This is a genomic window from Pseudomonas sp. TWI923, assembly GCF_039673365.1.
GTDB lineage: Bacteria > Pseudomonadota > Gammaproteobacteria > Pseudomonadales > Pseudomonadaceae > Aquipseudomonas > Aquipseudomonas sichuanensis.
The window spans coordinates 1-12,609 of sequence record NZ_JBDJLM010000018.1 but is presented as its reverse complement, the minus strand read 5'-3'; the positions used below and the strand labels follow the sequence as shown (position 1 = coordinate 12,609).

Genomic DNA, 12,609 nt, shown 5'->3' with positions numbered 1-12,609 from the left:
GGGCAAGCCCGCTCCCACGTGCTCTGTGGGAGCGGGCTTGCCCCGCGATGCGTTCAGGGGTTGCCGGCGGTGAAATCCGGCATCCCACCCAGCGGCCGGGCGAACTGGTAGGGGGTCGACGCCAGCGCCAGCCCCACGTTGCGCTGCACCACGAAATGCAGATGCGGCCCACTGCTGTTGCCGGTATTTCCCGACTTGGCCAGTGCCTGCCCCACCACCACCTGTTGCCCCTCTGCCACCACCACCGAACCGCGCATCAGGTGCAGGTAGACGCCCATGGTGCCGTCCGGGTGCAGGATGCGCACGAAGTTGCCCGCCGGGTTGCTACCACGCCCGGTCTGGCTGTTCTCGATCCTGACCACCACCCCGCCCCTGGCGGCGATGATCGGCGTGCCCTCGGGCATGGCGATATCGATGGCGTAGCGCCCCTTCGGGCCGAAATGGCTGAAGCGGCCGTTGGGCCCCTGGCTGATGCGAAACGGCCCGCCCTTCCACGGGAAGGGGTAGCGATAGCCCTGAGTGCGCTGGATGGGATCGCCCATGGCGTATTCGAACTTGCTGACGTATTTCAACGGCCCGCTGGGTGCGGCCAGTATGACGCTGAGCACCTGGGTCGAACGCGCGGGCACCACACGCCTGACCAAGCGTGGGGCATTGCCGCCAAAGGCATTGGCCAGGCCATTGAGGCGCAGTTCGACCTCCATGGGCACATGCAGCTCGTTACGCGCCACGAAACGCACGCCGCCACGGAATGCCTCGGTCTGCAGGCGCACCTGGCCGTCGAGACGCTCGACCATGGGCTCGTGAACGATCAACGGTTTTGCCCCTGGGCTGGGGCTTTCGGAATAGGAGGCCACACCGAAATCGTCGGTGGTTTTGTAGATGGTCATGCCCAGGCTCGACGCCGAGGCCGTGAGCAAGGCACAGAACAGCAGCAGGCGGGCGGGCGGCATGATAGTGGCTTTTTGACAGTTGAGTTCTGTCGAAGCCTAGCAGCCGATTTCAAGACGAGTTGCTACAGCTGGTCGGAAGACATGAGCTCACACCGACCTGTAGGAGCGGCCTTGTGCCGCGAAAGGGCCGCAGAGCGGCCCCAGCGATCTTTGCCATTGGTCAAAATCTGGGGCCGCTGCGCAGCCCTTTCGCGACGCAAGGCCGCTCCTACGAAGGCAAGCCCTGCGCCTCAGGCGCCGGGCGTGAAGTGCTTCTGCGCAGTGCCACGGGCAATCAGCCGCGACAGGTAATCGAGCTTCTGCGCATCCTGATCGACGAACTTGAAGTTCAATTGCAGCCAGTCGCTGTCCGGCTTCGGTTCCAGCGCCGCAACGGCGTGCAGGTAGCCGTTCAGCCGCGCCACTTCGGCGTTATCACCTTGCTCAAGGTCGAGCACCGCGCCTTCGAGCACCTGCGGCAGGTTGGCGCTGCGACGCACCACCAGCAACGCCTCCTTCAGGCTCAGGGCCTTGATCACGCAAGGTTGCGGACCGCTGGCCAGGCGCAGCTGACCTTGCCCGCGGCCGGTCGGTGCTGCAGCTGCGGCCGCTTTCGGCGCAGGCGCGTTGATCAACGGCTTGGCGGCCGTTGCTGCTGGCGCGGCAGGGGCGGCTACCTTGGCGGCTTCCGGGCGGCCCCCGGTAAGGGCGCTGAGCGAATCGTTGGCAAATGCCGAGTTGACCCGCGCCGGCCCACTCGCCATCAGGCTGTCGAGTTTGCCGATCTTGGTCAGCGACTTTTTCACCTTGGTCAGCAGCTGTTCGTTGGTGAACGGCTTGCCGACAAAATCGGAGACGCCGGCCTGGATGGCCTGGATCACGTTCTCCTTGTCACCACGGCTGGTCACCATGATGAACTGCATGGTCTTCATTTCTTCCTGCTGGCGGCACCAGCTCAGCAGCTCGAGGCCGGACATCTCCGGCATCTCCCAGTCGCACAGGACCAGGTCGAAACGCTCCTTGCTGAGCATGGCCATGGCTTTGCGGCCGTTGACCGCATCTTCGATTACCATGCCCGGGAAGGCATTACGCAGGCACTTCTTTACCAGATCGCGGATGAACGGGGCATCGTCCACGACCAGCACATTGACTTTACTCATCGATACTCCTCTTGAATCCCGACTAGCATACCGCCGACTGATGGCCATTTGCCAAAACACGGGTCACGCCGGGACTTCTCTTCACGTTCGCGGCTGCCTGCAGGGTGCTCGACCGCAAACGAAAACGCCCGGCGGATGCCGGGCGTTGTTGCTCGGGAGCAATTCTATTTATCGTCCGGTTCAGCCGGAACATTAGCGATTTCGCCCTCATCGAAGGCCTCGCCCTGCACTTCCGCTTTCATGCGCTTGAGGCCCATGTGACGCACGTCGGTCCCGCGTACCAGGTAGATCACCAGCTCCGAAATGTTGCGCGCGTGGTCGCCGATCCGCTCCAGCGAGCGCAGGGCCCAGATCACGCTGAGCACGCGAGTGATCGAACGCGGATCTTCCATCATGTAGGTGACCAGTTCGCGCAACGCGGTCTTGTACTCGCGGTCGATGGTCTTGTCGTACTGGGCCACCGACAGCGCCAGGTCGGCGTCGAAACGGGCGAAGGCATCCAGTGCGTCACGCACCATGTTGCGCACCTGGTCGCCGATGTGGCGCACCTCGACATAACCCCGTGGCGACACGCCTTCCTCGCACAGCTGGATGGCGCGCCGAGCGATCTTGGTGGATTCGTCACCGATGCGCTCCAGGTCGATCACCGACTTGGAAATGCTGATGATCAGACGCAGGTCGGAGGCCGCCGGCTGGCGGCGGGCGAGGATGCGCACGCATTCCTCGTCGATGTTGCGCTCCATCTGGTTGATCTGTTCGTCGACTTCACGCACTTGCTGGGCCAGGCCCGAGTCGGCCTCGATCAGCGCGGTGACGGCGTCGTTGACCTGCTTCTCGACCAGCCCGCCCATGGCCAGGAGGTGGCTGCGCACCTCTTCGAGCTCGGCGTTGAACTGCTGGGAGATGTGATGGGTAAGGCTTTCTTTGTTGATCATGCTGTCGCTCCGCGAAGTTGCTAGCTATAAGCTGCAAGCTTCAAGTGGTTCGTGTCGTTCCCTGGCTCCGCGCTAACCGCTTTATCTTGCAGCTTGCAGCTCAAAGCTTGCAGCTGCGCCAACGGCGCCGTTAGCCGTAGCGACCGGTGATGTAGTCTTCGGTCTGCTTCTTCGCCGGGTTGGTGAACAGGGTGTCGGTATCACCGAATTCGACCAGTTTGCCCATGTACATGAACGCGGTGTAGTCCGAAACACGGGCCGCTTGCTGCATGTTGTGGGTAACGATGACGATGGTGTACTTGGATTTCAGTTCGTAGATCAGCTCTTCGACTTTCAGCGTCGAGATCGGGTCCAGTGCCGAGCACGGCTCGTCGAGCAGCAGCACTTCCGGCTCGACGGCGATGGTACGGGCAATCACCAGACGCTGCTGCTGGCCACCGGACAGGCCCAGCGCCGATTCGTGCAGGCGGTCCTTGACCTCATCCCACAGGGCCGCGCCCTTCAGCGCCCATTCCACGGCTTCGTCGAGGGTACGCTTCTTGTTGATGCCCTGGATGCGCAGGCCATAGACCACGTTCTCGTAGATGGTCTTGGGGAACGGGTTGGGCTTCTGGAACACCATGCCCACGCGGCGGCGCAGCTCGGCCACGTCCTCGCCCTTGCGGTAGATGTTGTTGCCGTACAGGTTGATGGCGCCCTCAACGCGGCAGCCGTCAACCAGGTCGTTCATGCGGTTGAAGGTGCGCAGCAGGGTCGACTTGCCGCAGCCGGACGGGCCGATGAAGGCGGTCACGCGCTGCTTGGGGATATTCATGCTGACGTCGAACAGCGCCTGCTTGTCGCCGTAGAACAGGGACAGGCCGGGCACTTCGATGGCCACGGTCTCTTCAGCCAGGCGCAGGCTCTGCTTGTCGCGGCCCAGGGCCGACATGTCGATACCGTGGGTATGAGCTTCGTGTTGCATGTTCTTACTCCATTTGAAGCTGCAAGCTTCAAGCTGCTAGCTGCAAGTTTGGACAGAGCGGCAATCTGCTTGGAGCTTGCCGCTTGTGGCTTAAAGCTGAACTCAGCTGTCGAGGGCCTTGTACTTCTCGCGCAGGTGGTTACGCATCCACACCGCCGAGAGGTTGAGGGTGGCGATCACCAGCACCAGCAGCAACGCGGTGGCATACACCAGCGGCCGCGCGGCCTCGACGTTGGGGCTCTGGAAGCCGACGTCGTAGATGTGGAAGCCCAGGTGCATGATCTTCTGGTCCAGGTGCAGGTACGGGTAGTTGCCGTCCACCGGCAGCGATGGCGCCAGCTTCACCACACCCACCAGCATCAGCGGGGCCACTTCACCGGCGGCGCGGGCCACGGCGAGGATCATGCCGGTCATCATGGCCGGGCTGGCCATCGGCAGGACGATCTTCCACAGGGTCTCGGCCTTGGTCGCACCCAGGGCCAGAGAGCCCTCACGCACGGTGCGTGGGATGCGCGCCAGGCCTTCCTCGGTGGCCACGATCACCACCGGCACCGCCAGCAGCGCCAGGGTCAGCGAAGCCCACAGCAGGCCAGGCGTACCCAGGGTAGGCGCCGGCAGCGACTCGGGGAAGAACAGGCGGTCGATCGAGCCGCCCAGCACATAGACGAAGAAGCCCAGGCCGAACACACCGTAAACGATCGCCGGTACACCGGCCAGGTTGTTCACGGCGATGCGGATCAAGCGGGTCACCGGGCCCTGCTTGGCGTACTCGCGCAGGTAAACTGCGGCCAGAACGCCGAACGGGGTGACGATCACGGCCATGATCAGGGTCATCATCACGGTGCCGAAGATGGCCGGGAAGATACCGCCTTCAGTGTTGGCCTCACGCGGGTCATCACTGAGGAACTCCCACACCTTGGCGAAGTAGGCGCCCATCTTGGTCAGGCCAGACATGGCGTTCGGCTGGATCGCGTGGACCACCTTGCTCAGGTTGATCTCCACTTCGCGGCCGTTGCCGTCGCGGGCCACCAGGCTGTCGCGGGCGAAGGCCTGGTGCAGGCCGCTCAGGCGCTCTTCGATGGCCTTGTAGCGGTTGTTCAGCTCGGCGCGCTCGGCGTCCATGTCGGCCTGGGCGGCGGCATCGAGCTTGCCGTCCAGTTCCAGCTTGCGGCCATGCAGGCGCAGGCGCTCCAGGCCATGGTTGATGGCGCCGATGTCTTTCTTCTCGAGCTTCACCAGTTGGTCGTTGAGTTCGCTGGCGCGCTTGAGGCGGGCCTGCAGCTCGTTCCAGGCCTCGGGGCCTTGGGCAACCACCCGCCCTTCTTCCTTGACGCTGACCAGGTAGCCGTAGAAGTTGCCCCACTCGCGGCGCTCCAGGGCGATCAGCTCGGCGGGCTTTTGTTGGTCCACCAGCCAGTCGCCGACCACCCAGGTGAAGTCGCTGCCGTTGAGGTCGCGGTTACCGATCTTGATCAGCTCGCGGGTCATGAACTCCGGGCCCTGGTCGGGCACCGGCAGGCCGGCACCCTTGAGGCGTTCGCGCGGTACTTCTTCCTTCTGTACCACTTCACCGATGATCACGTGGTCAGCCTGGCCAGGCACCTTGTAGGTGGCCTGGACCAGGTCGGCCGGCCAGAAGTGGCCCAAACCACGCACGGCGATCACGGCCAGCAGGCCGACGGTCATGATGACCGCCATGGCTACCGCGCCACCGCTGATCCAGACGCCGGGGGCGCCGCTCTTGAACCAGCCTTTGAGGGAATCCTTTTTCACGGATCTCTACCTTTCTATCAAAGCGACGAGTATTTCTTGCGCAGGCGCTGGCGAATCAGCTCGGCCAAGGTGTTCATGATGAACGTGAACATCAGCAGCACGAGGGCGGCGAGGAACAGCACACGATAGTGGCTGCCACCGACTTCCGATTCCGGCATTTCCACGGCCACGTTGGCGGCTAGGGTGCGCATGCCCTCGAACAGGTTCATTTCCATCACCGGGGTGTTGCCGGTGGCCATGAGCACGATCATGGTCTCGCCCACCGCACGGCCCATGCCGATCATCAGCGCCGAGAAGATACCCGGGCTGGCGGTGAGGATGACCACGCGGGTCAGGGTCTGCCACGGCGTGGCGCCCAGGGCCAGCGAGCCCAGGGTGAGGCTGCGCGGCACGCTGAACACGGCGTCTTCGGCGATGGAGTAGATGTTCGGGATGACCGCAAAGCCCATGGCGATACCGACTACCAGGGCGTTGCGCTGGTCGTAGGTGATCCCCAGGTCGTTGCTGATCCACAGGCGCATGTCGCCACCGAAGAACCAGCTTTCCATGAACGGGCTCATGTACAGCGCGAACCAGCCGATCGCCAGGATCACCGGGATCAGGATCGCCGCTTCCCAGCCATCCGGGATACGCAGGCGGATCGACTCCGGCAGGCGGCTCCAGGCAAAACCTGCGACCAGGATGCCCACCGGCAGGATCAGCAGCAGGCTGAACACGCCCGGCAGGTGGCCTTCAAGGTACGGCGCGAGGAACAGGCCGGCGAAGAAGCCGAGGATCACTGTCGGCATCGCTTCCATCAGTTCGATCACCGGCTTGACCTTGCGGCGCATGCCCGGGGCCATGAAATAGGCGGTGTAGATGGCGGCGGCGATGGCCAGCGGGGCAGCCAGGATCATCGCGTAGAACGCGGCCTTGAGCGTACCGAAGGTCAGCGGCGACAGGCTCAGCTTGGGTTCGAAGTCGGTGTTCGAGGCGGTGGACTGCCAGACGTATTTAGGCTCGTCGTAGTTCTCGTACCAGACCTTGCCCCACAGCGCGCTGAAGGAAATCTCCGGGTGCGGGTTGCGCAGGCTCAGTGGCAGCAGCTTGCCGCCTTCTTCGATGATGATGCGGTTGGCGCGCGGCGACAGGGCCAGGATGCCCGCGCCTTCGGCGACCGGCTCGACCAGCAGGGTACGGTGCGCGGTGCTGTGGAACACGCCCAGCTTGCCGGCGCTGTCGAGGGCGATGAAGCCCTTGCGGCGCTCTTCGGCGTCGATCTGCACCACCGGGGCGTTACCCAGCTGGAAGCTGCGGATCAGTTTCAGGCGCGACTCGCCATCCGGGTCGCGGGCCATGAACCACTGGCTCAGGCCACCCTTGGAGTCACCGAAGATCAGCGAGATGCCGCCGACCAGTTGGCCGCTGGCGGTGATTTCGGCGTTGCCGTCCTCGAGCAGCTTGTAGCGGCCGTTGAGGCTCTTCTCGCGCAGGCTGAAGACGTCGGCGGTGGCACGGCCGTTGACCACGTACAGCCACTGCTGGCGCGGGTCGATGAAGATGTTCTTCACCGTCTCGGTCATCTGCGGCAGCTCGATACGGTTCTGCTCGACGGTGACCTCGTCGGTCATCATGTTCTCGGTGCGCGACAGTTCGATCACCTGCAGGTGGGCACCGGTGGAGCCGGCCAGCAACAGGGTGTCGCCATTGACGTTGACGCTCACGTGTTCCAGCGCGCGGCCCTGGTCATCCAGGGTGAACAGGTCCTGACCATAGGGGTAGTCGATGCCCGCCTCGATGGTCTTCTTGTTGTCCGGATAGGTGATCTTGTAGGTGTGGTGGAACACCAGCGCCTGGCCGTTGGACAGGCCCAGCACCACCAGCGGGCTGCCCGGCTGATCGGTGCTGATCGAGCTGACCTGGGTGCCGGCGGGCACTGGCAGGTCGACGCGTTTGAGTTCGTTACCGGTCTTGGTATCGAAGAACAGGGCCTGGCCCTTGTCGGAAACGCGCATGCCCACGAGGTTCTGTTCCTCGAGGGCGATCATCAGCGGCTTGCCGGCGTCCTGCTGCAGCCAGGTCGGCTCCAGCGCTTTCTTGCTGGTCAGCGTGGCGCCCTGGAACAGCGGCAGCACCACGTAGGCCAGATAGAAGAAGATCAGGGTAATGGCAGCCAGCACGGCCAGCCCGCCCACCAGGACGTACCAGCGGGTCAGGCGGTCCTTGAGGGCGCGCATGCGGCGCTTGCGTTGCAGCTCGGGCGTATTGAAATCAATGCGCACCGGCGGGGAATTTTGGGTCATGGTGGAGTTGGCCAGATCATTCATGCGCACACCCTAGCGGTCCCGTATGACAAAAACATGACAATGCAGTGACGCAAGAAAGCCCGCCGCGCAGGAACCCTGGCTTCGGACTGAGAGATTCGTGGACAAGGCCGGGCATCAGCACCGGCCTCATCCTCAGTTACTTACTTCTTTGCGACGTTACCGGCGTGGGACAGGCCCAGGTCAGCCAGGGTCTTGTCGACCACTTTGGCCGGCAGCGGGATGTAGCCATCCTTCACCACGACCTGCTGGCCAGCCTGCGACAGCACCAGCTTGACGAACTCGGCTTCCAGCGGGGCCAGAGGCTTGTTCGGGGCCTTGTTGACGTAGACGTAGAGGAAGCGCGACAGCGGGTACGAACCGTTCAGGGCGTTGGCTTCGTTGTCTTCGATGAACTCGCCGCCTTCCTTCTTGGCCAGGGCCACGGTCTTCACGCTGGCGGTCTTGTAGCCGATGCCCGAGTAGCCAATGCCGTTCAGCGAGGAGCTGATCGACTGCACGACCGAAGCCGAGCCAGGCTGTTCGTTGACGTTAGGCTTGAAGTCGCCTTTGCACAGGGCTTCTTCCTTGAAGTAGCCGTAGGTGCCCGATACCGAGTTGCGGCCGAACAGCTGGATTGGCTTGTTGGCCAGGTCGCCGGTCACACCGATGTCACCCCAGGTCTTCACGTCAGCCTTGGCGCCGCACAGGCGGGTGGACGAGAAGATGGCGTCGACCTGAGCCATGGTCAGGCCCTTGATCGGGTTGTCCTTGTGCACGAACACGGCCAGGGCGTCGACGGCAACCGGGATGGCGGTTGGCTTGTAGCCGTACTTCTGCTCGAAAGCCTGCAGCTCGACGTCCTTCATCTTGCGGCTCATCGGGCCCAGGTTGGCGGTGCCTTCGGTCAGAGCGGGTGGCGCGGTGGAGGAGCCGGCGGCCTGGATCTGGATGTTTACGTTCGGATATTCCTTCTTGTAGGCCTCGGCCCACAGGGTCATCAGGTTGGCGAGGGTGTCCGAACCGACGCTGGAGAGGTTACCCGATACACCGGTGGTCTTGGTGTAGGTCGGGATGGCTGGGTCGACAGCGGCGACCGCATTGGCGGTGGCAACGCCAGCGGCGGCAAAGGTCAGGGCCGCCATCAAACGCTTCAGTTTCATGCCTTGCTCCTAGCAGGAATATCGTAGGGGTTGTGATGGAACGGGCCCAAGTATCTGCAGGCCGCATGAACACGATATGACTCCAATATGACAATTGGATGAAAGGCCATCACCGGTTGCCCGGGATGGCCTTTCAAGATGTTTCAAGAAGGGTTCGAGCAGGTCCGTCCTCTTCGCGGGTAAACCCGCTCCCACAAGGCTTGCGCCCTGCCTGTGGGAGCGGCGGTTCGCCGCTGCGATTTACCCGCGAAGAGGCCAGCAGTGCCAGCCGCTTAGCGCTTGTTGGCGAGCAAGTAGAGACCCACGGCCAGACCAACGGCACACAGGCACGCCACGTAGTAAGCCGGCGCCATCGGGCTGAACTTGAGCAGCGCGGTCACCACCATCGGCGTCAAACCGCCGAAGATGGCGTAGGCCAGGTTGTAGGAGAACGACAGCCCACTGAAGCGCACCACCGGCGGGAACGCCTTGACCATCACGTACGGCACGGCGCCAACGATACCCACGCACAGCCCGGTCAAGGCATACAGCGGGAACAACAGGTCCGGACGGGTCGGCAGGCTGTGGTAGAAGGCCCAGGACGAGGCCAGCAGCGCCAGGCTGCCGATCACGAACACGCGCCCGGCGCCGAAACGGTCGGCCAGGCTACCGGCGGCGACACAGCCCAGGCTGAGCAGCACGATGGCCAGGCTGTTGGCCTTGAGCGAATCGGTGGGGCTGACGTGGTAGAGGCTCTGCAGCAGGGCCGGGGTCATCAGGATGATCACCACGATGCCGGCCGACAGCAGCCAGGTGAGCAGCATCGACAGGATGATCGCGCCGCGGTGGTCGCGCAGCACCGCGCGCAGCGGCAGCTCTTCGGCCAGGGCCTTGCGCGCCTGCATCTCGGCGAACACTGGGGTTTCATGCAGCCAGCGGCGCAGGTAGACCGCGAAGAAGCCGAACACCCCACCCAGCAGGAACGGGATGCGCCAGGCGTAGTCCGCCACTTCTTCCGGGCTGTAGATGGTGTTGATCAGCGTCGCCACCAGCGAGCCAAGCAGGATGCCCGAGGTCAGGCCAGCCGTCAGGGTGCCGCAGGCATAGCCGGTGTTGCGCGCCGGCACGTGCTCGGAGACGAATACCCAGGCACCCGGCACTTCACCACCGATGGCCGCACCTTGGATGACACGCATCAACAGCAGCAGGATCGGCGCCCACAGGCCGATCTGTGCATAAGTTGGCAGCAGGCCCATGATCAGGGTCGGCAGCGCCATCATGAAGATGCTCAGGGTGAACATCTTCTTGCGCCCGAGCAGGTCACCGAAGTGGGCCATGACGATGCCGCCCAGCGGCCGTGCCAGGTAGCCGGCGGCGAAGATGCCGAAGGTTTGCATCAGGCGCAGCCATTCGGGCATGTCGGCGGGGAAGAACAGCTTGCCCACCACCGTGGCGAAGAACACGAAGATGATGAAGTCGTAGAACTCCAGGGCACCACCGAGGGCGGACAGAGAGAGGGTCTTGTAGTCGCTGCGGGTCAGCGGCCTGGAAGGCTGCTCGATACTGCTCGGCACGGAGGTCATCGCTGCTTGTTCTCTTGTAGTGTGCAGGCCGCTTGGCATGCGGCTTCTGGATTGGCTGGCGGGTGAAGATAACAAATTGCCGAGCAGCGCTCATAGCGGTACAAAATCCGTACAGATATTCATGAATGTGACGTCGTCGCTGGCTGTAAGGGTCTATATACTGCCCGCTCGTAGGAAAAGGTTGATTCTGGTGCGGGATGTTGTGCGAAAACGTCGGTCTCTATTGTCAGACTGTTTCGCAGAGTCTCCCCTTTGGCCGCCCCGAAGCGAAATCAGCGTAGTATGCGAACAGCTGAATCGTTTTTACGGCGTCCTTCACTGCGCCACCCACGAAGCGTCACGGGTCAGAGGCCCCACGGCATGATTGAGCTCGAACAAGAAGATCCTATCCCGCAGGGCGATCTGGCCTTGCAGATCACCGCGCTGCCGCGCGAAACCAACGGTTTTGGCGACATCTTCGGCGGCTGGCTGGTCGCGCAGATGGACCTGGCCGGAACCGCCATGGCCAGCCGCGTTGCCGGTGGCCGCGTGGCCACGGTGGCCATCGACCGCATGGCCTTCCTGGTGCCGGTGGCCGTGGGCGCGCAGCTCTCCTTTTATACCCAGACCCTGGAAATCGGCCGCAGCTCGATCCAGATGATGGTCGAAGTGTGGAGCGACGATCCGTTGTCCAGCGAATGGCGCAAGGTCACCGAAGCGGTGTTCGTGTTCGTCGCCATCGACGGCAGCGGTCGCACGCGCTCGGTGCCTCGTCGCTGAGCCAGGCGAGCGGTAAACTCATTGCAGGCTAACGGGTCCAACGGCCCGACAGGCATTCAATGAGACGAGCGCAATGGCTACCTATCAGGTCGACACCGAGCAACACGGCGAACTCAACTGCTGGCGCATCACCAGCGACCGTGCCGAACTTCTGATCGCCCAGCAGGGCGCGCAGGTCCTCAGCTACCAGCGCATCGGCGAGCCGCCTCTGCTGTGGCTGAGCGACCAGGCCATCTTCCGTCAGGGCAAGTCAGTGCGTGCCGGGGTACCGGTGTGCTGGCCCTGGTTCGGCAATCTGCAGCGCAACCCGCAATCGGTCCAGAACATGTTCCAGGGCGAGCAGGCACCGGCCCACGGCTTGGCCCGTGGCCGCGACTGGCAGTTGCTCGGCATGGAAGAGTCCGGCAACAACCTGCTTATCGAATTCACCCTGCCCGAAGCCCAGGGCGAACTGCCAGGCTGGCCCCATGACGTCGAGCTCAAACTGCGGATGGAGCTGGGCGATCAGTTGCAACTGACCCTCACCAGCTACAACCTCGGCAATACCAACCTCACCCTCAGCCAGGCCCTGCACAGTTACTTCGCCGTGAGCGATGTGCGCCAGGTGCAGGTGGAAGGCGTCGATGGCCTGGGCTATATCGAAACCCTGGCCGACTGGGAGCAGCGCCAGCAGCAGGGCAATCTGGCGTTCACCGGCGAGACCGACCGCATCTACCTGAACGCGCCCCAACAGCTGGCCATCGTCGACCCACACTGGAACCGGCGCATCACCCTGCAGGCCAGCGGTTCACGCAGTGCGGTGATCTGGAACCCCTGGACCGACCGCGCCCAGGAGCTGGCGGACATGGCCGACGATGGCTGGCAGCGCATGCTGTGCATCGAGACGGCGAATGTGTGGGATGACGTGGTGGAGCTGAAGCCTGGGGCGAGTCATTCCCTGAGCGTAATGATCGGAAGCGAAGCGCTTTGATCTGAAATTTTCAAGGTCAGTGCCGGCCCTTTCGCGGGTAAACCCGCTCCCACAGGTTATGCGGCGGCCGGTTGGAGCGGGGTTAACCGCGCAGCGGCCGGCCCCGGCA

The 12,609-nt window shown here is 63.4% G+C and carries 10 protein-coding genes; 2 read left to right on the top strand and 8 right to left on the bottom strand.

What is annotated here, in order from left to right:
* Positions 1-53 precede the first annotated feature (53 nt).
* The 8 genes from ABE459_RS10110 to ABE459_RS10075 form a co-directional block, all read right to left on the bottom strand.
* Positions 54-953 carry a peptidoglycan DD-metalloendopeptidase family protein gene (locus ABE459_RS10110; protein WP_346648023.1) on the bottom strand — a complete coding sequence of 300 codons (900 nt, stop codon included), beginning with the start codon at positions 951-953 and terminating at the stop codon, positions 54-56.
* 230 nt (positions 954-1,183) lie between these two features.
* Positions 1,184-2,092: a response regulator gene (locus ABE459_RS10105; protein ID WP_125466081.1), complete on the bottom strand. Its 909-nt coding sequence runs from the start codon at positions 2,090-2,092 to the stop codon at positions 1,184-1,186.
* Positions 2,093-2,256: 164 nt separating this feature from the next.
* Positions 2,257-3,027, bottom strand: coding sequence for a phosphate signaling complex protein PhoU (gene phoU / locus ABE459_RS10100; RefSeq protein WP_125466082.1), 771 nt, complete (start codon positions 3,025-3,027; stop codon positions 2,257-2,259).
* A 130-nt stretch (positions 3,028-3,157) separates the two neighbouring features.
* A complete protein-coding gene (pstB, locus tag ABE459_RS10095; protein WP_125466083.1) occupies positions 3,158-3,991 on the bottom strand; it encodes a phosphate ABC transporter ATP-binding protein PstB in 834 nt (277 codons plus the stop codon).
* Between the two features lie 102 nt (positions 3,992-4,093).
* A complete protein-coding gene (gene pstA, locus ABE459_RS10090; protein WP_323830815.1) occupies positions 4,094-5,764 on the bottom strand; it encodes a phosphate ABC transporter permease PstA in 1,671 nt (556 codons plus the stop codon).
* 17 nt (positions 5,765-5,781) lie between these two features.
* Complete coding sequence (locus tag ABE459_RS10085; RefSeq protein WP_125466085.1) at positions 5,782-8,070, bottom strand: ABC transporter permease subunit; 2,289 nt, start codon at positions 8,068-8,070, stop codon at positions 5,782-5,784.
* Positions 8,071-8,210: 140 nt separating this feature from the next.
* Positions 8,211-9,209, bottom strand: a complete 999-nt coding sequence (locus ABE459_RS10080) for a phosphate ABC transporter substrate-binding protein PstS (protein WP_125466086.1) — start codon at positions 9,207-9,209, stop codon at positions 8,211-8,213.
* Positions 9,210-9,481: 272 nt separating this feature from the next.
* Entirely contained in the window at positions 9,482-10,771 is a 1,290-nt protein-coding gene (locus ABE459_RS10075; protein WP_125861144.1) for an MFS transporter, read from the bottom strand.
* Between the two features lie 360 nt (positions 10,772-11,131).
* On the opposite strand from ABE459_RS10075, the gene ABE459_RS10070 reads away from it, so the two are divergent.
* Positions 11,132-11,530, top strand: a complete 399-nt coding sequence (locus ABE459_RS10070; RefSeq protein WP_003253317.1) for an acyl-CoA thioesterase — start codon at positions 11,132-11,134, stop codon at positions 11,528-11,530.
* A 73-nt stretch (positions 11,531-11,603) separates the two neighbouring features.
* Entirely contained in the window at positions 11,604-12,500 is an 897-nt protein-coding gene (locus tag ABE459_RS10065; RefSeq protein ID WP_323830814.1) for a D-hexose-6-phosphate mutarotase, read from the top strand.
* The last annotated feature ends 109 nt before the right edge of the window (positions 12,501-12,609 follow it).

Excerpts from the sequence above, each read along its gene's own strand:
- ABE459_RS10110 (WP_346648023.1), bottom strand. The coding sequence starts at position 953 with ATGCCGCCCGCCCGCCTGCTGCTGTTCTGTGCCTTGCTCACGGCCTCG.
- ABE459_RS10105 (WP_125466081.1), bottom strand. The coding sequence starts at position 2,092 with ATGAGTAAAGTCAATGTGCTGGTCGTGGACGATGCCCCGTTCATCCGC.
- phoU (WP_125466082.1), bottom strand. The coding sequence starts at position 3,027 with ATGATCAACAAAGAAAGCCTTACCCATCACATCTCCCAGCAGTTCAAC.
- pstB (WP_125466083.1), bottom strand. The coding sequence starts at position 3,991 with ATGCAACACGAAGCTCATACCCACGGTATCGACATGTCGGCCCTGGGC.
- ABE459_RS10085 (WP_125466085.1), bottom strand. The coding sequence starts at position 8,070 with ATGAATGATCTGGCCAACTCCACCATGACCCAAAATTCCCCGCCGGTG.
- ABE459_RS10080 (WP_125466086.1), bottom strand. The coding sequence starts at position 9,209 with ATGAAACTGAAGCGTTTGATGGCGGCCCTGACCTTTGCCGCCGCTGGC.
- ABE459_RS10075 (WP_125861144.1), bottom strand. The coding sequence starts at position 10,771 with ATGACCTCCGTGCCGAGCAGTATCGAGCAGCCTTCCAGGCCGCTGACC.
- ABE459_RS10070 (WP_003253317.1), top strand. The coding sequence starts at position 11,132 with ATGATTGAGCTCGAACAAGAAGATCCTATCCCGCAGGGCGATCTGGCC.
- ABE459_RS10065 (WP_323830814.1), top strand. The coding sequence starts at position 11,604 with ATGGCTACCTATCAGGTCGACACCGAGCAACACGGCGAACTCAACTGC.